This window comes from Pseudomaricurvus sp. ABR4_320, from assembly GCF_056159445.1.
Genome location: NZ_JBSWVF010000006.1, coordinates 290,273 through 314,530, shown reverse-complemented (window position 1 = coordinate 314,530; position 24,258 = coordinate 290,273). Strand labels below are relative to the sequence as shown.

Genomic DNA, 24,258 nt, shown 5'->3' with positions numbered 1-24,258 from the left:
CGAGAGACCCCGCGAACGGGGTTTAATCATCAAGCGCTGTGATATGAGGGAGACAGCTCGTGAACGGCATCAAAAAACGCTTTCACATTGTCAGGCTTGATATCAGGAGTGATCCCGTGCCCCAAATTGAAGACATGGCCACTGCCATATCCATAGTCTTCGAGAATTCGGCCAACCTCCGCCTGAATCACGTCGGGACGGGCGCTGAGTACGGCAGGATCCATGTTTCCTTGCAGGGCCACTCTCGCACCGACTCTTCGCCGCGCTTGGGCCAAATCTGTGGTCCAATCCAAGCCCAGGGCGGTGGCGCCGGTATCTGCCAATACTTCCAGCCATTGACCACCACCTTTGGTGAACACAATAACGGGTATACGTCGACCTTCGTGCTCTCGAATCAGGCCTTCAACAATTTGCGCCATCGGCAGCAATGAAAACTCACGAAAGGCGCGATGACTGAGCACACCACCCCAGCTATCAAATATCTGAACCGCTTGCGCGCCAGCGAGAATCTGATGGTTGAGATAATCGGTTACCGCAGTGGCTAGCTTTGACAGCAGGAGGTGCAAAGCTTCCGGCTCGTTATAGAGCATGGTTTTCGTACGGCGATAATCTTTGGAGGCGCCGCCTTCGATCATATATGTGGCCAGGGTCCATGGACTGCCACTAAAGCCAATCAGAGGTACACGTCCATTGAGCTCACGCCGAATCAAGCGCACGGCATCCATGACATAACCGAGATCTTTCTGAGCATCAAACGAAGGCAATGCTTCAATGTCAGCAAGGCTGCGTAACGGTTTGCGAAACTTTGGGCCCTCGCCAGTTTCGAAATACAGTCCGAGCCCAAGCGCATCAGGGATAGTCAATATATCCGAAAATAAAATGGCCGCATCGATGTCATAGCGATCCAGAGGTTGCAGCGTAACTTCACACGCCATTTCCGGATTCTGACAGAGACTCATAAAATCTCCGGCACGCTCTCGCGTCGCCCGGTATTCAGGCAGATAACGCCCGGCTTGGCGCATCATCCAGACAGGGGTGACATCAACAGGTTGTTTTAACAGCGCCCGCAGAAATCGATCGTTTTTTAATGAGCTCATGCACGGCCTTTTTATCAATAGAACGAGAAACCGAGGGACCAATTTACCATTTTAGGATCCCGGCTAATGGGGCGAGGAGTTTAGTACGAATTAGATCGGAAGCCAAAACCCAAACCTGATCCAGAGCAATTAACTCTCTGGAAAGTCGTTTCCACTGACGTGAAAAAGGCTCCACGAAGGAGCCTTTTCGACGCATGGGACGTTACTGCGATGCATCAGATATCCAGGTAGTCCATGATACCTTCTGCCGCTTTTCGGCCTTCCCAAATGGCGGTTACAACCAAATCAGAGCCCCTTACCATGTCGCCTCCAGCAAACACTTTTGGGTTGGAGGTTTGGTACTGAAACTCCTGTTCAGCCGGGGCCTCAACGCCACCCCAATCATTGATCTCGATGTTGTGATCCTCAAACCACTCCGCAGGGCTCGGACGGAAACCAAACGCGATCAATACAACATCTGCTGGCAAAATTTCTTCACTGCCCGGCACAGGCTCGGGACGGCGGCGGCCATTTTCATCGGGATCACCGAGACGGGTAGTAATAACTTTTACACCTTCAACCTTGCCATCGCCGACAATTTCGATAGGTTGACGATTGAAAAGGAATTGCACACCTTCCTCTTTGGCGTTTGCCACTTCGCGGCGAGAGCCAGGCATGTTTTCCTCATCACGGCGATAGGCGCAGGTCACAGTGGCTGCCTGCTGGCGAATCGACGTCCGGTTACAGTCCATGGCTGTATCGCCACCACCGAGTACAACCACTCGCTTACCAGCAACACTGATAAATTCTTCCGGGCTCTTTTCAAACCCCAGATTGCGATTAACATTGGAAATCAGGAACGGCAACGCGTCGTAAACACCCGATAAATCCTCGCCTGGAAATCCACCCTTCATGTAATTATAGGTTCCCATACCCATGAAGACCGCATCGTAGTCCGCCAGAATCTCTTGCATAGAGATATCTTTACCGACTTCTACGTTTAGGCGAAACTCGACACCCATCTCAGAGAAAATCTCACGGCGGCGTGACATCACCGTCTTTTCCAGCTTGAACTCGGGAATTCCAAACGTCAGCAAGCCGCCAATCTCAGGATAACGATCAAACACCACCGGTTTGACCCCATTGCGAACTAACACATCAGCACACCCCAGCCCAGCCGGACCAGCGCCGATAACCGCTACTTTTTTATCCGTCCAGACGACCTCTGACATATCTGGGCGCCAACCCAGAGCGAATGCGGTATCCGTAATGTATTTCTCGGCGTTACCAATGGTCACTGCGCCAAACCCATCGTTTAGCGTGCAAGCACCTTCACACAAGCGATCTTGAGGGCACACTCGACCACACACTTCCGGCAAGGAGTTGGTTTGATGGCTGAGCGACGCAGCCTCAAAAATATTCCCCTCGGAAATCAGCTTCAACCAATCGGGTATAAAGTTATGTACTGGACACTTCCATTCACAGTAGGGGTTACCACACGCCAGGCAACGATGTGACTGATTGCGGACCTGATCCTGAGAAAAGGTTTCGTAAATTTCGACAAATTGCGTCTTACGCATGTCGATGGGTTTTTTAGTCGGATCCTCACGGGATACATCTAAAAACTGAAAATTATTGTCGAGTCTGTCGGCCATAAATACGTTCTCTCGATTCATTCAATGTCGCTAGGAGGGGCTTATTCGCCCCGCTGCTTCACATGCTCTAGCAGCTGCTCCAATTCAGCGGCTTTGGGTTTTACCAACCAGAACCTGCCGACGTAATCGGTGAAGTTTTCCAGTAATTCTTTACCCCAGGCACTATCGGTTTCGGCGACAAATTCCGCAATGATATTGCGCAAGTGATGCCGATGAGCCTCCAAAGACTCCCGATGAATGCGGTGAATCTCAATCAACTCGTGGTTGTATTTGTCCACGAAGGTGTTGCTCTGGTCGAGGACATAGGCAAACCCGCCGGTCATACCAGCCCCAAAATTCACGCCCACTTTGCCAAGCACCGTAACGATGCCCCCTGTCATATACTCACAACAGTGGTCACCAGCACCTTCTACGACAACTTGAGCACCTGAATTACGGACCGCACAGCGCTCACCCGCTTTTCCAGCTGCGAAAAGCTTACCGCCCGTCGCGCCGTAAAGACAGGTGTTACCCATAATGCTAGTTTCTTGGGACTTAAACTCTGACTCTTTGGGTGGACGGATGACAATTTTGCCTCCAGCCATACCCTTACCAACATAATCGTTTGCGTCCCCTTCCAGGTAAAGTTCCAGGCCACCCGCATTCCAAACGCCAAAACTCTGCCCGGCGATACCCGTCAAATCAACTCGTATTGGGGCGTCAGCCATTCCCTGATTACCATAGCGCTTGGCAATTTCACCGCTCAGGCGAGCACCAATAGAGCGATCGCAATTGGTAATGTGAAAATTAAATTGTCCGCCTTGCTTAGCTTCAATCGCAGGAAGTATTGCCTCGACCATTCGCTCAGCGCATTCGCCCTTATCGTAGGGTACATTGCGTGATACGGCACAGGTCTGAGGCTTACTTTCCAGCAAACTGTCAGAGTGAATAACCGGAGACAGATCTAACTTACTTTGCTTGATGGTGGCGCCGGTAATTGGCGACAAGAGATCGACACGACCGACCAACTCATCGATGGTGCGCACACCCATCCGAGCCATCCATTCACGGGTTTCCTGAGCAACAAATTTAAAGAAATTCATCGCCATTTCTACGGTGCCGATGTAGTGATCATCCCGAAGTCGCTGCTGCTGGGTCGCAACACCGGTTGCACAGTTGTTCAAATGGCAGATACGGAGATACTTACATCCCAGTGAAACCATCGGCGCGGTGCCGAAACCAAAGCTCTCCGCACCGAGAATGGCTGCCTTGACGACATCCAGACCAGTCTTAAGTCCGCCGTCAGTCTGCACGCGCACTTTATCTCGCAGATCATTGGCCCGCAGGGTTTGATGTGTCTCACTCAAACCCAACTCCCAAGGCGAGCCGGCATAACGGATAGACGTCAGCGGACTGGCAGCGGTACCACCATCGTAACCCGAAATAGTGATGAGATCTGCGTAGGCCTTCGCCACACCGGCGGCAATCGTGCCAACACCTGGCCGCGAGACCAACTTGACCGAAACTAACGCTTCAGGATTGACCTGCTTGAGGTCGTAAATAAGCTGTGCCAAATCCTCGATCGAGTAAATATCATGATGAGGCGGCGGCGAAATCAATGTAACACCGGGGACCGAATAGCGCAGGCGAGCGATCAACTCATTGACTTTACCACCAGGTAACTGACCGCCTTCTCCAGGCTTAGCTCCCTGGGCGACCTTGATCTGCAAGACTTCAGCATTCACCAGATAGTGCGGCGTAACACCAAATCGACCGGACGCGATCTGCTTAATTTTGGATACTTTATTGGTGCCAAAACGGGCAGGATCTTCACCACCCTCGCCACTGTTGGAACGACCACCAAGCGTATTCATAGCTTCAGCGAGCGCTTCATGAGCCTCAGGTGACAATGCACCGAGGGACATCGCCGCCGAGTCAAAGCGACGCACGATAGACTCCATGGGCTCAACGTCGTCGATACTGATTGGCTTTATGTCGTCGCGCAGCTCCAGTAAGTCCCGTAGGGTTGCTGCAGGGCGATCATTTACCAACTGGGCATAATCTCGCCAAGCCGAGTAGTCCCCACCTTTCACAGCTTTCTGCAACGCCTGCACCACATCAGGATTGAAGGCGTGATACTCCTCACCGTGGACATACTTCAGTAAACCGCCTTGGGCAATCGGCTTACGCGATTTCCAGGCGACTGCCGCCAATGCTTTTTGGTCCGTCTCCAGCTCCTCAAATCCAGCGCCTTTGATGCGACTGGATGTCCCGGCGAAGCAGAGATCGATTACGTCTTCGTTAAGTCCGATCGCCTCGAACAACTGGGCGCCACGATATGACGCAACAGTCGAAATCCCCATCTTGGACAAGATTTTCATCAAGCCTTTGTTGATGGACTTGCGGTAATTATTAAACGCGGTCGTTGCATCCAACAGCAACTCGCCGGTTTCGATCATTTCTGTAAGAATCTGATAGCTGAGATAAGGATAAACGGCCGTTGCGCCATAACCGATCAACGTCGCAACCTGATGCGCGTCTCGCGCAGTACCACTGGCGATCAGGATGTTCGCGTCACAGCGCAACCCCTCCGCGGTCAATCGATGATGCACGGCACCAACAGCTAACAAGCCATGTATTGGCAACAAACCTTCGTTGATCTCACGATCGGTGAGGACAATTTGCACCTTTCCACTGCGAACTGCCGACACTGAGTCGTCAGTGAGTTTGGTAATCGCCTGCTGCAAAGACATGGCAGCAGGGTCGTAATTCAGATCAAACTCCTGAACTTCGTAACCGTCGTCATGGCAGTCCAGTAATGACTGGAACTTGGCCGGAGACAGGACAGGAGAGGTGAGGATTATACGCTTAGCGTGCTCTGGTGTTTGATCAAACAATGAGCGCTCGCGACCAACACAGGTTTCCAGGGACATAACGATCGCTTCACGCAGAGGATCGATCGGAGGATTTGTCACCTGAGCAAATTGCTGCCTGAAATAATCGTAAAGGCAGCGCCCCTGCCGAGACAGAACCGCCATAGGTGTATCATCACCCATAGAACCAACTGCTTCCTGACCACTTTCGGCCATTGGCCTCAAGACCTGATCCCGCTCCTCATAGGACACCTGGAAAAGCTTTAGGAAGACTTTGAGCTCTTCCCGGGAAAGCACGGAATCGGTTTGCTCCAGCTTAAAAGTGCTCTCCAGGCGCATCGCCTGCTCGCGCAACCATTTCTTGTACGGATTGCCAGCCTTGAGCATCTGATCCACATCACTGGTGTGGTAGAGCTTGCCGTCCTGCGTATCGACAGAAAGAATTTGACCAGGGCCAAGGCGACCCTTAGCGACCACATCGGCAGGATCGTAGCTGTAAGTGCCAATTTCAGAAGCGACGGTGATAAAACCATCTTTTGTAATTACCCAGCGCGAAGGCCGTAGCCCATTGCGGTCTAGAGTACATACCGCGTAACGTCCGTCGGTGATAACCAATCCTGCTGGGCCATCCCACGGTTCGACATGCATGGAATTGTATTCGTAGAACGCACGCAGGTCCGGATCCATCAACTCCATGTTGTTCCAAGCCGGCGGCACCAACATGCGCACAGCCCGATGCAGCTCCATTCCACCGGTCAGCAGGACTTCCAACATGTTATCGAGACTGGACGAATCCGAACCCGTACGATTAACCAGCGGGGTAACTTCGCTGAGATTTGGCAGAAGTTCACTCTGGAATTTCGGAGTGCGCGCCACTGACCAATTCCGATTCCCCATCACAGTGTTAATTTCACCGTTATGGGCCAACATGCGAAATGGCTGAGCCAGAGGCCAGCGGGGCATGGTGTTGGTAGAAAAACGCTGATGGAAGACACAGATGGCCGTTTCCAACGCCGGATCGGCCAGATCAGGGAAGAACTGCGGTAGATCCACGGGCATCATCAGGCCCTTGTAGGAAATTACCGTCGAGCTAAGACTGCCGACATAAAAACTGGGATCGTCTTCCAGACGCTTTTCCGCCTTGCGCCGCGCCATGAACAGGGCTGCGCAAAGCTGCTGCTGCGTCATTTCAACAGCGGGTTCGATAAAGACGTGATAAAACGACGGCAACGTTGCCAGGGCAATTGGGCCAAGACAATCTTTGTTTGTAGGAACGACCCGCCAACCTGAGACTTTGAGCTGTTGACCAGCCATCTCCTCTTCGAAGACCGCTTGCGCAGCCTCTGCTGCTGCCGCCTTACGCGACAACATGATCGAGCCGATACCGTAATTGGCTCCGAGATCAAGATCTAAATCCTGCTTGGCCACTTTGCGCAGAAACGTGTCCGGCTTCTGCATGAGCAAACCACAGCCGTCGCCGGTTTTGCCATCTGCGGCAATACCGCCCCGGTGGGTCATACAAGTTAATGATTCAATGGCTGTTTCCAGCAACCGGTGGCTGGTATCGCCCTGCAGATGAGCGATTAGCCCAAAACCACAGTTATCTTTGAACTCATCAAGCTGATAGAGGCCTGTGCTCATACGCGGTCTCTCAAACAAAGGTAGTAAAATTTATATGGCGTTTGCTTCAGGAAAATCGCCCAGTTGCGGTCGACAAGTACGCAAATTTCGCCTTACCAGACAAAAAAGCCCCTAACGAAATGAGGGGCTCCTTTGAAGATTGGACAAAAAATACTACCCGCTCGACGCCCTCTACGCAAGGCAAAGGCCTGCCGGGGACGTCTGGCGAGAGACTCTATGCTGCTCAGAATCTACTCAGAATCCCCCCTTCCGGCAGTATCAGCCTGGGGCTTTTTTACCTGCTTTTGCAGATTCTCAGCCAGTCGTAACCACGGCTTCATACCACGCTGCGAATCTGGCAAATCGGCCATCTTTTGGCGCGCTTCAGAGAAGCCGTCAAAAGGCCCAGCCAACACCAAAAACCAGCTTCGGTCCTGTTTCGACAAATCGAGAATTCGCAACTTATCACGGTTATCCTGCGCGACTCGAAACTCTTCTGCATCCCCCTGATAGCGACCCGCCAGAATCTGAATGAAGTAGCTACCTGCCGGAATCTCGTGAAGTTCGGCGGGACTAATTATCGAATCCTGGACCTCAGCGGTCGTGCGTTTCGCCTCTGCTAAAGGCTTCGAGCCAGTCGCGGCGGGCGCAAGTTTCGCAGGGTTCGCGCTCGCTGGCAATAATACCTCAGTTGAACGAGATTCAGACGACGGTTTTTCGACACTTTCGTCGGAGACACTGGCCGGTGAGCTTTCTCTCCGTTCAGGCTCGCTCGCCATGGCTTGCGAGGGCTTGCCAACAGCATCGAATCCTTGCTCAGTGCCCGCAATATTGTCAGTGTCTCTTGAGGCGCTTGCGGCATCGTCTATGCCATTAATATCAGAGGCATTCTCCGTTATGACTCTGGTTTTCTCTGCCTGTAATTGCTCTTCTAGCAGCTTCTGTTCCAGCATCTCAACGTCTGAAGCCCCAACCGATGCCGATAAAGCACTATTTTCTTCCGCTGTCCGTGGCAGATACTGTTCCAAGTCAGCGAGCATATGCTCTTCTGGCAAAGCTTTGGTAGAAATCTCTTCCAGCAGTGGCTGATCCGGACGATCTTCAGTCCAAAATGGTTCACCCACCTCCGAATTGGAGTTTACCGCACTAAGAACGGGCACATCGGAAATCTGGCCAGCAGCGTCAGAATCGTATAGCTGCTGAACGACCAGTACCGCGACCAGCCCGGCGATCGTCAATAGTGACGCGCCAAGTGCCGAATTGCGATTCAAAACCTTTCGCCAGGGAATAGACCCGGCACTTTCACAAACAGCATCCCAATAACACGACAAAAATTCAGAAACGTCAGCCAATTCCCCAGCGGGCTCCGAGCGCCCCTCCGCCCTAATCAAAGGTCTACGCTTCGGAGATTTATAGTCATCAAGTAGACGCGACTCTGAAACGTCCACAGCGACATAATTTTCAAGCCAATTCCAAGGCAATGCGGCCGCGGCTGTGGTAATTAAATCACGCCGGCGGTGCAAATCGCCCAGGAGCAACAACTTTAACCCGGGCCGATCTACACGCCACTCGTCACCTACCTCGGCCTTTTGTAGAGACCAGCATCCGGTAAAGGCACGAACGATCCGATTCAGGTTTTCGTCATTTAGGCAATGCGCATCCTCCACAATAATCAGACGCCAGTCTGAAATGAGCGAAACGGAGCATTCTGACTCTTGAGACGCCGAGGCAGACGCAAGCCCTTCTTGGGTTACCAATAACTCGGCCAGAGCGACAGCGGCAGGTGCCGACTGAGTGCCTTGAATTTCAGTGATTTGCCACCCGGCAGCGGAGGCCTCATCACGCACCCGATCAGTCAAAGACTGCCGTTGCAGCGTGTCGCTCTCGGCAAACACGAGCAGCGGTGCGCCAAAGTTGACGAGCTGCATCAATTCATCAAGCGTTTTGCTCGAGACACCCGATGTAAAAGACTCTGGCGGAGTCCGCTCATCCCGCAGATTGTCCACAGTCAAATAATCACTGAAAGATGGAGAGACGCCCACAGTCATAATTCTGCAGGCTGAGAAAATGGAATGGATGCCATGGCAAACCTTTTGATTAAGGTATTCACCAAGGCAGTATAGTAGACCCTGCCTCTTGCCAAGGCAGAAAACGTCAATTAATCGTCAGATGTTGCCGGAAGAGTTGCCAAAAGGCATTGCATATCAAACTCAGAGGTCGCCACCGCAATGCCCAAGCCTTTTAAAAGCACCAGACGTAGACGCCCATCGAGCACCTTTTTGTCAACCGCCATAAGCTCAAGAAAATCCGCCTGAGCCATTCCCGCCGGTGGAGCAGTGGGCAATCTGCTGCGTTCGAGCAAGCGACATGTCCGATCCAACAGAGATGGCTCAACCCAACCCAATTTAACAGAAAGATCCACGGCCATAGCCATTCCCGCCGCAACAGCCTCGCCGTGCAACCATTCGCCGTAGCCTTCGTGTGTTTCAATCGCATGGCCAAAGGTGTGGCCGAGATTTAAAATGGCACGAATACCGCCTTCACGCTCATCTCTGGCGACAACATTAGCCTTACTGGCGCAAGAACGCTGAATGGCGAATGTCATCGCGGCGCTATCTTTTGCCATAAGCGCATCTAAGTTATCTTCGAGCCATATAAAAAATTCTGCATCGCAAATGAGGCCATATTTAATAACCTCCGCAACGCCAGCACTGAACTCTCGATCAGGTAAATTGGCCAACACTTCAGTGTCAATAATCACCGCCTTGGGCTGGTAAAATGCGCCAATCATGTTTTTGCCGAGCGGATGGTTAACACCGGTTTTTCCACCAACAGAAGAGTCAACCTGGGAGAGCAACGTGGTAGGAATTTGGATAAAATCAACGCCGCGTTGATAACTCGCAGCGGCATAGCCGGCCATATCACCAACAACCCCCCCTCCCAATGCAATAACCGTCGTGGTTCGGTTGTGGCCGTTGGCGAGCAACCCATCGTAGACCTGCATAAGCTTGGCAAGGGTTTTGTGGCTTTCACCATCAGGCAAAATCACCGTCGTAACCTGGTAGTCAGCGAGAGATTGCCTCAGCATATCGCCGAATAAGGGGTCTACGGTTTCATTGGTCACAATACATACTTGGCGCCCGCGAATGTATGGCGCAAGCAGATTCGTGTCGCCCAACAAATGCTGGCCAATAAAGATTGGATAGCTTCGATCGCCAAGTTCAACGGTCAGTGTTTGCATTTTGGTATCTCTCTCACCACAAGCCATTTTCGAAGGGTGGAAGTCTACCACGTCACACCAGGGGAAACTTAAACCCGGACTGGGTGCGCCATTAACTGGAGGAGCTGACGGACTGCGGCGTCAAATAGTCTACGATTTGGAGAGCAATCGCTTTAGGTCCTCTACGACCGGTGGGCACGGTGACGTTTGCCACTTCGCGATAAAGAGGGTCGCGCTCCGCAAACAGGTGCCGAATTCGCTCTTCAGGATTTTCAACCTGCAACAGAGGCCTTTTCTTGTCTTTCTGCGTACGTTCCACCAATTGCTTTAGAGTTGCCGTCAGGTAAATAACAGGCACATCGCCCTTTAAGAGATCGCGATTTTCAGGTCGAGTTACGATACCGCCACCAGTAGCGATAACGCCTTCCGGCCCTTGGAGTAATTCACGTAATACAGCGGTCTCGCGTTGCCGAAAGCCCTCTTCGCCCTCAACATCGAATATCCACGGGATATCCGCGCCAGAACGCTGCTCAATAATGCGGTCGCTGTCGTAGAAAGGAACTTTAAGAATATTGGAAAGGACTTTGCCGATAGTGGACTTGCCGGCCCCCATTGGGCCGACAAGTACGACATTTGGATACATAGATTTTAGTGGTTAAGTTTTTCCGCCAGAATACGTGGAGTGATGAAGATCAGCAATTCGCGCTTCGTCTCACTGTTTACGTTCTGTCTGAACGCCCTGCCAATGTACGGCAAATCACCCAAAAACGGAACTTTTGTTTCGCTGACGATTTGCTCTGTCTGGAAAATGCCACCCAAAACCACAGTTTGACCGTCTTCAACCAACACCTGGGTTTCCAATTCCGTCGTGTCGATTGATGGAACTCCCTCGAAGATCTCTCCGACAGAATCCTGATTCACCAAAAGATCCATGATGATATGGTTATCTGGTGTGATCTGCGGCGTCACTTCCAGTTTCAGCAAGGCCTCCTGGAATGAGGTTGAGCTTGCTCCCGAAGATGTCGCTTCCTGATAGGGGATCTCAGTACCCGACTGGATATGAGCCACCTGCTTGTCGCCAGTGATCACTTTTGGCTGCGACACCAATTCCGCGTGACCCGCACTGGCAAGCGCGGAGAGCTCCATACCCAGCAGGATATTGTCGCTCAATACACTCAACGCGAAGCTTCCCGCGGGATTGGCGACCCCCAAATCGACAGCCAGGTTTTCATCAATGTCTGTCGTTCCACCGTTCAAAAAGAAGTCAGCAGGAGTACCTGGATCACTATCCAGGGATTCGTAAGAACCCGCGAATTCGACCACAGAGTTCCCAGGAGTGTCTATTCCAGCAACCCCCCATTTCACACCAAGCTCTTCATCGAAGTCGGTATTCGCAATGACGATACGAGCCTCGATCATGACCTGACGAATGGGAATATCGACCTGCTCGATTAATTTACGAAATTCCGCAATTTTCTCTGCGGTATCCGTGAGAATGATGCTGTTGGTACGGGCATCGACAATAGCAGAGCCGCGCTCCGACAAAATGCTCTTCGTACTGTTGCCATCACCACTACCGCCGAACCCGCCGCCATTACCGCTGCCGTTTTCGTCGGAATCAAACAGTTTGAACAGCTCTTCCGCGTTGGCGTAACGAACGCGAACATATTCGGTATAGAGCGGAGCCAGTTCCTGCAACTGCTTCTGGGTTTCCAGCTCCTGACGCTCACGCTCAGCGATTTCGGCCGCGGGCGCAACCATCAACACATTGCCCACTTGACGCTTATCAAGCCCCTTGGTTTTTAAAACCAAATCAAGCGCCTGATCCCAAGGTACGCTATCCAAACGCAGGGTAATGTTGCCGGTTACCGTATCACTCGCCACCAAGTTGAGGCCGGTAAAATCAGCGATCAACTGCAGCACGGAGCGAACTTCGATATCCTGAAAGTTGAGAGAGAGCTTTTCACCAGAAAACGCAAAAGCTTTGCGGCGCTCTTCCACTTGCTGTTTGGTCAGAGGCTTTACGCTAACAACGTATGTGTTATCCGTCTGATAGGCTAGGTAGTCGTAATCACCGTTCGCCTGAATCTCCAGTTGCGTATCCGCACCCACCTGCCTAGCGTTAACCATCGATACTGGCGTCGCAAAATCAACGACATCCAGAGCACGCTGGAGACTTCCAGGTAGATCCGTATTTAAAAAGGTGATGTGAATATTGCCGGAACGTTGGTCGACGTCGATATCTACCGCAGACTGACTCAAGTCAACGATCACTTTACCTTCGCCTTCCTCACCTCTGCGGAAATCGATATTACGAATTTCCTCATCTGCCGCGGCAACAGACTGGCTTGCATTAGATTTCGCCGAAGGCCGACTGGCCTTACTGGTTGTCGCAACGCCACCACTGCTTGCGCTTCCCACTTCAATTACTAGGGCATCACCCTGTTCTCGAGTGGAATATGCTGCCAGTTTATCCAGATTCAACACCAGTCTTGTCTTATCTGAAGTACTTAATATAACGGCAGACTTTGCGTTCTCAAATGACAACGGAAATTTCGTCTTCGCCAGATTACTGTCGACATCATCAAAGTCGAGAACAATCCGAGCTGGATCATCGATCGTATAACCCGTATGCTTATCCGGTAGGCTATCGAAATCCAGACGAACTTCAAAACGATCTCCCGGTAATTCCGCAAAGCGAATATCTTCCAGGGCAGCGGCAAACAGGGAACCGGACTGAGCGGTTAATCCAAGGCCCGCAGCAATTGCGACTCCAAGCAGTCGAGTCTTTAGACGCGCACGAATCATGTTAATTATTCCTTCTCCGCTAATTGTAGGACCTGTGGACGTTCAACCCAACCTTGAGAACCATTTGGAACGATCTCGATAATCTCGATCTGGAAAGGTGAGGTCGCCACAATGCGTCCGTGATTCTTACCTAAGTAGTTACCGTCAGTGACCCTGTGAATGCCACCCTGACCGTCATCAATCAAAGCCCAGGTAATTCCGCCACGAGCTAAGGTACCAACCATTCTTAGCCCAGTAAGATTAAAACCTTCTAAAAATTCGCGCTCCCGATTTGTATCCGGTTTTACATCGGACGCCCGGGATACCACCATGTCTTCGACCTGCTCCACCGGGGGATCGAATGGACTGCGCATAGTCATCGCGCTATATGTGAAATTTTGATATGGGACGAACGGCGGCAAAGGCTCAATATGACCGGACGGTTTCTCTTTTGTCGTCTGCATATATTCGACCAGATCCTGATGATCTCTCGCTGCACAGCCGCCGAGCACCAGGACTGCAGCCAGCAAGCTGACACTTCTATTCAATGACATCTCTTACTGCTCCCTGCTGACATAGCGGTAAGTTTTGGCAAGAATGGTCATATCCAACGTACCACTATCTTTAGATTTGCGAATTTCGTAATCATGTAAAGTTACGATTCGTGGCATACCTGCCACGCCGCTGACAAACGTTCCGAAATCGTGGTAGGGGCCAGTAACTTCAATGGAAATAGGCAGCTCTATATAGAACTCCTGCTTTTGTTCTGGACGCAGCTCGATCTTGTTGATTGCCAAGCCACTTTCAGTGCCTTTTTCATCAATATCTTCGAGTAAACCTGGAACCTCAGTATCGCTAGGCAATTGTTCAAGCAAGGCGCCAAACGAATGTTCCATTTCAACCATTTGCTCTCGGTAAGCATCTAGATTTGCAGCTTGAAACGCTTTAGTTTTAAACGTATCTCGAAGTGTTTGCTCTTCTTGCTGCACTCTATCAAATTTCACATTGAGATCTTTGATGAAGAAGTAGTAACCGCCACCCACCAGAATTGCGCAGACAATAATGCACAATGTGATTTTTCCAGCGATCGGCCAAACTCCGATTCGAGACCAGTCGATGTCATTAACATCGAAGTTGTTCAGCTGGTCCATGACATCCTGCATAGCCATCCTTAACCCCTCCCTCCAGCTTGGGCGACTCGGCCGTCGACTTCATCGTCGCTCTCTACCGGCTTAATCGTGCCAAACGTCATCGTAAATTCACTGGCAGCATCGCCATACTTAGGTGCAGCTTTCACCGACTTTAAATTCGGAGAAGTAAACCATTCTGAAGAATCCAAGTTACGCATAAACGACGACACTCGAACGTTAGACTCAGTGACACCCTCCAGAGAAATTGTTTCACCCGTCCGCTTTAGGGTCGTTAGGTAAACGCCTTCAGGTACAGCACGCGCCAACTCATCGAAATAGCGAACAATGACTGGTCTCTCACCTTGCAACCCTTGAATGACCTGCATCCGTGAGAGCAATTCTGCGCGTCGCTTTTTCAACTCTCGAATCTCTGCAACCTTTTCTTCCAATTGCGCGATTTCTTTAGTGAGAAGCTGGTTACGTGTTTCTTGATACTCGATCGAAGAGTTGATCATGGTCATCCAAACATAAACCGATAAAACGGTTAACATTCCAATGCCACCCAGGACCGTTAGGAACTCTTTCTGTTTCTCGCGGCGATATTCGTCGCGCCAAGGAAGAAGGTTAATCTTTGCCATCAGTCGAAACTCCGCATTGCCAATCCGGCAGCAATCATTAGGGCCGGCGCATCGTTAGCCAATGCGACGGAATTAACTTTGGGAGCCACGCTCATGTTGGCAAAGGGATTGGCGAGCGTTACGGGTGTTCCCAACTTTTCAGCCAAGACGTCGGTCAGGCCAGGCAGAGAAGCCGTTCCCCCTGCGATAATGACTTGATCAACATCGTTGTATTGACTTGATGAAAAGAAGAACTGTAGCGAGCGGGTCACCTGTTGCACGACGGCATAGCGGAATGGTTCCAATACTTCGGATTCATAATCCTCAGGCAAGCCACCCTGCTTTTTTGCAATACCGGCTTCTTCTTCCGATAAACCATAACGACGCTGAATTTCTTCGGTGAGCTGCTTGCCACCAAACAATTGCTCGCGGGTATATACCGTGCGACCATCAACCAGAACACTCAAAGTGGTCATGGTCGCGCCAATGTCGACAATTGCAACTACTTGATCACGCTGCTCTTCAAATTGTTCGTTGATTAACGCGAAAGCTCTTTCGACAGCGTAAGCCTCAATGTCCACAACCTTTGGGTTCAGCTCTGCCAATTCCAACGCTGAAACTCGCATATCCACATTTTCACGTCGACAAGCGGCCAGGAGGACATTGACCTGCTCAGGATTGACCTCTGAGACACCCTGAACCTCAAAATCCAGAGCAACCTCTTCTAGCGGGAAGGGAATATACTGATCGGCTTCAAGAGAGATCTGGGTTTCCAGAACGTCGTCGTTGAGCCCCGAAGGCATTTCAATGAGTTTCGTAATCACCGATGAGCCTGCAACAGCAATCGATGTTTCCTTCAGTTTGGTCTTAGCCAAACCAATGGTCGATCGAATAGCTTCACCTACGACTTCAACATCGGTAATATTCTTCTCTACCACACTACCGGGGGGCAGCGGCTTGACCGCATAAGATTCAACACGGTAACCGTCGCCTTGGCGGCTCAATTCCAACACCTTAATCGATGAAGAACTGATATCCAGTCCCAAAACCGGTTTGGCTTTACGCTCTAAGAAACCTAGAATTCCCATTTTGCTTTCAATATCCACTTGTTAGATGCAACTTTGCTTGTGCATCCAAATCCAATTACGCTTAAGGAAGCCCCAACACTGCCGCGGAAATTTCCACTGCCACTGACGGTGCTAACCGAGCGACTCCTGCCCTGCTATACGGACATCCATGACTTTCACAAAAAAGGTTCTCAAATTCGTGCTCTGGCTTTCCTTTGCCGGGGCCTGTTCAGTCCTTCTTCTTGCTTCTGGCATCTATCTATACCTTAGTCCGAAATTGCCGGAAGTGGAGTCACTGCGACAAATAAAATTACAGACCCCATTGCGCATTTTTTCCAGTGATAACCAACTCATTGGTGAATTTGGAGAAAAACGTCGCAATCCGATTGCGATTGAGGACACACCCCAATTGTTTATCGATGCCATCCTTGCCGCAGAGGACGACCGTTTCTATTCCCATTCTGGCGTGGATATCAAAGGACTTCTGCGAGCCGCTTCACAATTGGTACAAAGCGGCCAGATTCAGACGGGAGGCAGCACAATCACCATGCAGGTGGCGCGTAATTTCTTCTTAACGCGCAGGCAAACTTTTAGCCGAAAGTTTAATGAGATTCTGCTGGCCTTGCAGATTGAAAAAGAGATCAGCAAGGAAGATATTCTCGAACTTTATGTCAATAAAATTTACTTGGGCAATCGGGCTTATGGTGTCGAAGCGGCGGCACAGGTCTACTATGGAAAGCCGATTAGAGAGTTAAATTTGGCACAATTGGCAATGATTGCAGGCCTTCCAAAGGCACCTTCGACATTCAACCCGATCGTCAATCCGAGCAGAGCGCTTATTCGACGAGACTGGATTCTTGGGCGCATGCTCACACTTGGATATATCGGCGACGCCGAATACCGTAGTGCTTTGGCCGAACCCGTCACAGCGAGCTATCACGGCTCTCGCCTCCAACTCTACGCGCCCTACGCAGCGGAAATGGCTCGGCGTGAAGCGGTAGCCATACTCGGCTCGTCAGCCTATACAGATGGTTACAACGTCTACACCACCGTTGATTCCAAGCTTCAATCAGTCGGTCAACAAGCCGTTGTAGACGGTTTAATGACCTACGATAAACGCCATGGCTATCGAGGCCCGGAGGGCAACTTGTTAGGTGAGTCCCCGGAGGATGAGAATTTAGCTTCAACACCTAAAGAGCCAGCACCTGATTCCGCTACCATCTCCCCGGAACCACCCATTGAAGAATGGCAACAGACGCTAAAATCGTTCAAATCCATTGCTGGATTGAAAGCAGCCGCAATCACTCATGTCGAAGAAAAGACCGTTGAATTCATTTTGGATGATGGAACTCGTGGCCGCCTGGAATGGGACGACGGCCTCAGCGACGCGCGCCCGTATATATCAGAAAGTCGGCGTGGAACACCGCCGGAATCTGCGCCAGATTTTCTCAAATTGGGAGATGTTATCCGCGTCAGCAACCACGAAGACGGCTGGAAGCTTAGCCAGATTCCCGATGCCCAAGCGGCGTTGATCTCACTCGACCCCAAAGATGGCGCCATTCGAACTATCGTAGGTGGTCTGGACTTTAGTCAGAGCCACTTCAACCGCGCGCTCCAGGCTGAACGTCAACCTGGCTCCAATTTCAAGCCGTTTGTCTATACCGCCGCGCTGGAGAACGGCTTAACTCCTGCCACCATCATTAACGATGCGCCCATTGTCCTGAATGATGCGTCTCTCGAAGGTACCTGGCGACCAGAAAATGCCAGCGGGCGCTTCTTCGGGCCAACGCGCCTAAGACAAGCACTGTACCTGTCCCGCAACTTAGTATCGATCAGGGTATTACGACGCATTGGGATTGCCACTGCAATCGAGGGAATGCACCGCTTCGGATTTGACGAAAGCAAGCTACCTAGGGACCTGTCGCTCGCGCTCGGCAGTGCGACTCTTACCCCGATTCAAGTTGCAACAGGCTATGCGGTATTCGCCAACGGTGGCTACCAGGTCAAACCCTACATTCTTACCCGCATCGAGGATGTTCGCGGAGAGAACATCTATCAAGCCAAGCCAGCGACCGTCTGTGAAAGCTGCGAAAAATCAGACGCTGAGGAGAACACACAGCAGCCAGACAATAGCCAAGCAGACATGGATATTTCTGACCTGGAAGCAGCACTGATGGAGGAACTCTCGACATCGGACCCAGCCCCCGAAGAAGAACCCCTTCCTGAGGCTCCTCGAGTCATTTCTCCTGAAATAGCCTACCTGGTTGATGATATGCTTCGCGATGTCATACGACGCGGAACAGGACGCAAAGCCAGGGTGCTTGAGCGCGATGACCTCGCAGGTAAAACCGGCACAACCAATGGCCCCACAGATGCATGGTTTTCAGGCTACAACCCAAATTTGGTCACTACAACCTGGCTCGGGTTTGACCAAAACTCCCCACTGGGTCGCAGAGAATACGGTGGCACCTCAGCGCTACCTATTTGGATCGACTTTATGAGAGTTGCACTCGATGGTGTCGCTGAAAAGCCGCGCGTGCTACCCGACGGCCTCGCCAGTGTCCGCATCGACCCGGCAACCGGTAAACGCGCCAACGCAAGCAATCCAGACGCCATTTTTGAATTGTTTTTAGTGGATACCATCCCCCCCTTCGAAGACAGCGATGAACCCGTCGACCTACAAGGTGACGACGACAGCTCAGGAAGCGATGAGGAGCCGATTACAGAAGAGCTGTTTTAGTGTCGAGCGGTGCGCCGGCGTTCGGCGCGCAGCCCACCGAAGCAAGAATCAATATCCAGTTTCGGACAAATAAAGAGCCAAAAAAATGCCCCAATCCAAAGGATTGAGGCATCTTCTTTTCCACGCATTTTTTGCTAGCAGCAACCTCTATCCATCAGGCTGCTACAGAGCGAATACTGTCGTTCGAACGCTTTTTACTTTCCGCCGATACGACGACCAAAACGCTTCTTGAACTTATCAACACGACCACCAGTGCTGGCTTGCTTCTGCTTACCGGTGTAAAAAGGATGACAATTGGAGCATACGTCCAAGTGGATCTCTTTACCCAGGGTCGAGCCAGTCTCAATGACATTACCGCAGCTGCAGGTTGCCTTGAGCGGGCCATAATTAGGATGAATATCTGCTTTCATTTCGGGATGCCTCAGTGTATTTTGTGCCGCCACCAAGTCTGATGAATAAATCATTTGCTTGGCACCGCACCACATTTCTGTTGATCGGGCTAAAATTAAGAGGCGGCATACTACCAGAATTTTTCTCAGTAGCAAGCAACTCTTGACAAGCACCGCAACACCGGACCGCCGCCAGCACTTTGGCGACCAAGCGGCTTCTAACCCTTCAGCTACACAACCATATTTTTATTGTGCCGGATTCCAAGAACCAGACAGATTCCAATGTATTTTTAGTGCTGGCCCTGCCGACACCGCTGAATCGCACATTTGATTACCTGCCGCCAGAAAATTACTCCACAGAATTACCAATGGGCATCCGTGTCCGAGTCAGCTTTGGTCGGCAAGAACTGATCGGGGTTCTCATCGATATCCGTGGCTCCACAGACGTTCCAACAGCCAAACTTAAGCGGGCGACCGAAATCCTGGATAAGGCACCCGTACTGCGGTCAGATCTACTCACCCTCGCCCACTGGGCTTCACAATATTACCATCACCCCATCGGCGAGGTGATTGGCGCTATGTTACCTACAGCGCTTCGTCGAGGCGACTCATCGCTACCAGAACCACAAAAGGCCTGGCGCCTAACCATTGACGAATACGATTTCACGTCGAAAAGAGCCCCACGACAACAAGAGATACTCGAGTATTTTCACTCAGCACGTCGCAAGGGCCAATTGACCATCCCCAATGAGGACTTCAGAGCCCAAGCGTTTAGCGCTGCGGCGATCAAAGCGTTGCGGCATAAAGGGGCTATAGAGCCGTGTTTTGTTCCTTACAGCCCACCTAGCCGGTCGACCTCTGTGCTTGCAGAGGAGCCTTTGTCCCTGAATGATGAACAACAACTTGCCATAAACGATATTGAAGATCAGCGTTTCAAGGCTTATTTGCTCGACGGGGCTACTGGCAGTGGAAAAACAGAAGTCTATCTGCAAGCAATCTCTCGATGCCTTGAAAAGGGTCTTCAAGCACTGATCTTAATACCTGAAATTGGCTTGACACCCCAAACCGTAGATCGTTTTCGGCGGCGCTTTCATCGCCCCATTGCGGTTATCCATTCCGGTCTCAATGACAACGAGCGTAAAAATGCCTGGCTCAGTGCAAGTCGGGGTGACGTCGATATCGTTATCGGCACTCGCTCCGCCATTTTCACCCCACTGCCACAGCCGGGTATTATCATTCTGGATGAAGAACACGACCTCAGCTTTAAGCAGCAGGACAGCTTTCGCTACTCCGCCCGGGAACTGGCTCTTATACGCGCGCGAGACCTGAATATCCCCCTACTATTGGGTTCAGCCACACCGTCTTTGGAAACCCTGTGGAATTGCCAGAATAAACGCTACCATCACCTCATACTAACGCAGCGAGCTGGCACGGCCAGCCAGCCCGACGTGGAATTGATCGACCTGCAACAATTTCCTGCGACGGAAGGCATTGCTGAACCCGTTTTAGTCGAATTGGAATCGTGTCTCAGGCGAGGTGAACAGGCGCTTGTTTTTATCAATCGACGAGGCTATGCGCCCACTCTGATGTGCCGCCAATGTGCCTGGATTTGGCAGTGCCCCCACTGTGACGCTCGCCTTACCATGCACACTCGCCCGCGTCACCTACATTGCCACCACTGCGACTATCGTGAGCCGCTACCACGCCAGTGCGGCCGTTGCCAAAGTGAGCAGTTGGAACCCGTCGGCCAGGGCACTGAGCGCGCGGAAGCGTTTTTGCGCGACCACTTCAGTCAATTTCCGGTTTTGAGAGTCGACAGCAACTCCATGTCCCGCAAAGACGCCATGCAACAACTGGTAAAGCAAATCAATCACGGCGACGCCACAGTACTGGTTGGCACTCAAATGTTGGCAAAAGGGCACCATTTTCCCAAGGTCACCTGCGTGGCCATCATCGACGCCGACAGTGGCTTATTCAGTACCGATTTCCGAGGCCCGGAACGATTGGCGCAACTGCTGGTCCAGGTAGCAGGTAGAGCCGGGCGTTCCGATCGAAAAGGTAAGGTTCTGATCCAGACACACTTTCCGGAACACCCCTTGTTTTCAACCCTTCTCAATGAGGGTTACAGTAGCTTTGCCACCAAGGAGCTCGAGACTCGGCGCGCCAGCGACACCCCCCCTTTCTGCTACCTGGCACTTCTTAGAGCAGAATCGGGTGACCACGGTAAAGCGGCACGATTTCTGTCAATGGCTCGTCAGATTGGCGAATCACTGCTACCTTGCAATCAACGAGTGTCATTTCTTGGACCACTGCCAGCGCCGATGGAAAAACGCAACGGCCGCTATCGATACCAGCTACAATTTGCCAGTCCACACAGGGCAGCGCTGCATCGATTACTGGACCAATTGTTACACCAGTTATACCAGCAAGCTCCGAACAGTCGAGACCTTCGCTGGTCCATCGATATAGAACCACAGGATATGAGCTAAGGCCTGTAAGTTAGTCAAATGACAAGAGATTTTGCCAGGAAGCCTGCGGCAAAGCGCGCCGCAACACGCCCCAATAAAAGAGTGACCAAAAATGCCCCAGCCCACTCGTCTGGGAAATGGCTATGGTTTTTTTCCGGCACCCTGAGCGGTGCATTTTTGATGTTTTTGGTCTGGCTGTCAGGCGTTATGCCTCCAGCGCCCTCCTCAATCCCGACCGCTGAACCGATTCTGGAGCCGGCGCAAGCTTCGCAGATGCCGAAACCCCGATTCGATTTCTATCAGCTGCTCAAGGAGAGCGAGATTTCCGTCGAGCCTCCGCCGGAAAAATCAAGCTCAACCAAGCCGGATGAGGAATACATTCTTCAGGTCGGCTCCTTCAAACGCAGTACCGATGCCGATCGAATGCGCGCCGAATTGATTTTGCTCAACCTAAATGCGCAGGTTGAGGAGGTCAAAGTTCGCACCGGCGAAACATGGCATCGCGTCTTGGTAGGCCCCTACACATCAAGCTCAAAAGTGGCCAAAGCACGAAGCATTCTAGTTAGCAAAGACATCAATCCTCTGTTGCTCAAACGCAAAAAGCAGTCCGGATGATAGGAGTCGAGTCTCCAGACTTGAAACCATAGACTTAGCCCCAACTTCCTCCTTTCCAGTAGACGAGGAAACAGCATCATGGAACAGTATCGCGGGACGACGATTTTGTCTGTCCGCCGCAATGGTAAAGTTGTCATAGGCGGCGATGGGCAGGTCTCAATGGGTAATACCGTCATGAAAGGTAACGCCCGCAAAGTTCGCCGACTCTATCGCGATCAGGTATTGGCTGGCTTTGCAGGTGGCACTGCCGATGCCTTTACACTCTTCGAGCGCTTCGAAGCGAAATTGGAATCCCACAGTGGGCAATTGGTCCGCGCCGCCGTTGAATTGGCGAAAGACTGGCGTACCGACCGTGCTCTGCGCCGCCTTGAGGCTCTACTTGCCGTAGCTGACAAAAACGCCTCGCTGATTATTACAGGCAACGGTGATGTTATTCAGCCAGAACAAGACCTCATCGCCATTGGCTCCGGCGGCCCCTTCGCGCAATCCGCCGCACGCGCTTTGCTGGAAAACACCGAATTAAGCGCTCGCGAGATCGTAGAAAAGGGTCTCTCCATCGCCGGTGACATCTGCGTATACACCAACCACAATCACACCATTGAAGAACTGGACAGCGCGGCTTCTACCAGCGTGATCTAAGCGGCAACGACGCCCCTCCAGAACCAGAGCCTTAGTGAAAGAAGAATTATTATGTCCGAGATGACTCCCAGAGAAATTGTTCACGAACTCGACAAACACATTGTTGGCCAATCCGAAGCGAAACGCGCCGTGGCCATTGCCCTTCGTAATCGCTGGCGCCGAGCTCAGCTGGAAGAAATGATGCGGATGGAAATCACGCCGAAAAACATCCTCATGATTGGACCAACAGGGGTTGGTAAAACCGAAATCGCGCGACGCCTGGCGAAACTTGCCAATGCACCTTTCATAAAGGTCGAGGCGACGAAATTCACCGAAGTTGGCTATGTAGGACGCGATGTTGAGTCTATTGTCCGCGATCTTGTCGACAGTTCGATCAAAATGCTGCGTGAACAGGAGATGCGAAAAGTCGAACATCGCGCATCTGATGCTGCCGAGGAGCGCATTTTGGACGCGCTTCTGCCACCAGCCAGAGACGCCGAGGGCAATCGCAACAACGCTGCCGAGTCGGGAACACGCCAAGTGTTTCGCAAAAAATTACGTGAAGGCGAGCTCGACGATAAAGAAATCGACATTGAAGTGGCGTCAACTCCCGTCGGTGTAGAGATCATGGCGCCTCCTGGCATGGAGGACATGACAAATCAGTTGCAGAACATGTTTTCCTCCATGTCATCGAAGAAAACCAAAAGCTCACGTATGACGGTCAAACAGGCTTTTGCCAAAATTCGTGAGGAAGAGGCTGCGCGCTTAGTCAATGAAGAGGATTTAAAAAGTCGCGCTATCGAGCTTGCTGAACAGCACGGTATCGTCTTCATCGATGAGATCGATAAAGTCGCCAAGCGGGCCGAAACCTCTGGAGCAGACGTTTCCCGCGAAGGCGTGCAAAGGGATCTATTACCTCTCATCGAAGGGTGTACGGTAAGCACCAAGCACGGCATGATCAAAACCGATCATATTCTGTTTATTGCCAGTGGTGCCTTCCACCTGACCAAGCCGTCGGATTTGATTCCTGAACTCCAGGGTCGCCTGCCTATCCGGGTGGAATTACAGGCGTTGACGCCGGACGATTTTGAGAGGATTCTGACAGAACCTAGCGCCTCACTGACCGAGCAGCAAATCGCTTTGTTGGGAACCGAGGGTACACAACTGCAATTTACGGCGGAGGGCATACGCCGTATCGCTGAAACCGCTTACGAAGTGAACGAGCGCACGGAAAACATAGGTGCCCGACGGTTGCACACCATCATGGAACGCCTGCTGGAAGAGGTCTCTTTCAGCGCTGCCGACGGCGAAGCCAGTGATGCCATTACCATTGACGCCGACTATGTCGATCAACATCTGAATGAGCTCGCACAAAATGTGGATTTGAGCCGCTTCATTCTCTAA

The 24,258-nt window shown here is 51.6% G+C and carries 17 protein-coding genes; 5 read left to right on the top strand and 12 right to left on the bottom strand.

What is annotated here, in order from left to right; genetic code table 11:
* Positions 1–29 precede the first annotated feature (29 nt).
* The 11 genes from hemE to ACXAFR_RS14770 all read right to left on the bottom strand — a co-directional run bounded on the left by hemE (position 30) and on the right by ACXAFR_RS14770 (position 16,045).
* Entirely contained in the window at positions 30–1,097 is a 1,068-nt protein-coding gene (hemE, locus tag ACXAFR_RS14820; RefSeq protein ID WP_475178216.1) for a uroporphyrinogen decarboxylase, read from the bottom strand.
* A gap of 215 nt (positions 1,098–1,312) precedes the next feature.
* On the bottom strand, positions 1,313–2,731 hold the full coding sequence (locus tag ACXAFR_RS14815) for an FAD-dependent oxidoreductase (RefSeq protein WP_475178214.1): 1,419 nt from the start codon (positions 2,729–2,731) through the stop codon (positions 1,313–1,315).
* Positions 2,732–2,772: 41 nt separating this feature from the next.
* Positions 2,773–7,224, bottom strand: a complete 4,452-nt coding sequence (gene gltB, locus ACXAFR_RS14810; protein ID WP_475178212.1) for a glutamate synthase large subunit — start codon at positions 7,222–7,224, stop codon at positions 2,773–2,775.
* A 230-nt stretch (positions 7,225–7,454) separates the two neighbouring features.
* Positions 7,455–9,251: an SPOR domain-containing protein gene (locus ACXAFR_RS14805; protein ID WP_475178211.1), complete on the bottom strand. Its 1,797-nt coding sequence runs from the start codon at positions 9,249–9,251 to the stop codon at positions 7,455–7,457.
* 110 nt (positions 9,252–9,361) lie between these two features.
* On the bottom strand, positions 9,362–10,444 hold the full coding sequence (gene aroB / locus ACXAFR_RS14800) for a 3-dehydroquinate synthase (RefSeq protein WP_475178209.1): 1,083 nt from the start codon (positions 10,442–10,444) through the stop codon (positions 9,362–9,364).
* Positions 10,445–10,535: 91 nt separating this feature from the next.
* Positions 10,536–11,066 (bottom strand): shikimate kinase AroK, encoded by a 531-nt coding sequence (gene aroK / locus ACXAFR_RS14795; protein WP_475178207.1) that lies wholly within the window; start codon positions 11,064–11,066, stop codon positions 10,536–10,538.
* 5 nt (positions 11,067–11,071) lie between these two features.
* Complete coding sequence (locus tag ACXAFR_RS14790; protein ID WP_475178205.1) at positions 11,072–13,231, bottom strand: type IV pilus secretin PilQ; 2,160 nt, start codon at positions 13,229–13,231, stop codon at positions 11,072–11,074.
* A 5-nt stretch (positions 13,232–13,236) separates the two neighbouring features.
* Positions 13,237–13,764, bottom strand: coding sequence for a pilus assembly protein PilP (locus ACXAFR_RS14785; RefSeq protein ID WP_475178204.1), 528 nt, complete (start codon positions 13,762–13,764; stop codon positions 13,237–13,239).
* Between the two features lie 3 nt (positions 13,765–13,767).
* Entirely contained in the window at positions 13,768–14,379 is a 612-nt protein-coding gene (locus ACXAFR_RS14780; protein ID WP_475178202.1) for a type IV pilus inner membrane component PilO, read from the bottom strand.
* A 2-nt stretch (positions 14,380–14,381) separates the two neighbouring features.
* Complete coding sequence (locus tag ACXAFR_RS14775) at positions 14,382–14,978, bottom strand: PilN domain-containing protein (RefSeq protein WP_475178200.1); 597 nt, start codon at positions 14,976–14,978, stop codon at positions 14,382–14,384.
* Entirely contained in the window at positions 14,978–16,045 is a 1,068-nt protein-coding gene (locus tag ACXAFR_RS14770; RefSeq protein WP_475178197.1) for a pilus assembly protein PilM, read from the bottom strand. The genes ACXAFR_RS14775 and ACXAFR_RS14770 overlap by 1 nt, the downstream gene beginning before the upstream one ends.
* A gap of 148 nt (positions 16,046–16,193) precedes the next feature.
* Here ACXAFR_RS14770 and ACXAFR_RS14765 point away from each other — a divergent pair, with 148 nt between their 5' ends.
* Positions 16,194–18,764, top strand: coding sequence for a penicillin-binding protein 1A (locus ACXAFR_RS14765; protein ID WP_475178196.1), 2,571 nt, complete (start codon positions 16,194–16,196; stop codon positions 18,762–18,764).
* A 194-nt stretch (positions 18,765–18,958) separates the two neighbouring features.
* On the opposite strand, the gene rpmE is transcribed toward ACXAFR_RS14765, so the two are convergent.
* On the bottom strand, positions 18,959–19,174 hold the full coding sequence (rpmE, locus tag ACXAFR_RS14760) for a 50S ribosomal protein L31 (protein ID WP_475178395.1): 216 nt from the start codon (positions 19,172–19,174) through the stop codon (positions 18,959–18,961).
* A gap of 230 nt (positions 19,175–19,404) precedes the next feature.
* On the opposite strand from rpmE, the gene ACXAFR_RS14755 reads away from it, so the two are divergent.
* The 4 genes from ACXAFR_RS14755 to hslU all read left to right on the top strand — a co-directional run bounded on the left by ACXAFR_RS14755 (position 19,405) and on the right by hslU (position 24,258).
* Positions 19,405–21,642, top strand: coding sequence for a primosomal protein N' (locus tag ACXAFR_RS14755; protein ID WP_475178194.1), 2,238 nt, complete (start codon positions 19,405–19,407; stop codon positions 21,640–21,642).
* A gap of 18 nt (positions 21,643–21,660) precedes the next feature.
* Entirely contained in the window at positions 21,661–22,236 is a 576-nt protein-coding gene (locus ACXAFR_RS14750; RefSeq protein WP_475178191.1) for an SPOR domain-containing protein, read from the top strand.
* A gap of 78 nt (positions 22,237–22,314) precedes the next feature.
* On the top strand, positions 22,315–22,875 hold the full coding sequence (gene hslV / locus ACXAFR_RS14745; RefSeq protein WP_475178188.1) for an ATP-dependent protease subunit HslV: 561 nt from the start codon (positions 22,315–22,317) through the stop codon (positions 22,873–22,875).
* A 51-nt stretch (positions 22,876–22,926) separates the two neighbouring features.
* Positions 22,927–24,258 carry an ATP-dependent protease ATPase subunit HslU gene (gene hslU, locus ACXAFR_RS14740; protein WP_475178185.1) on the top strand — a complete coding sequence of 444 codons (1,332 nt, stop codon included), beginning with the start codon at positions 22,927–22,929 and terminating at the stop codon, positions 24,256–24,258.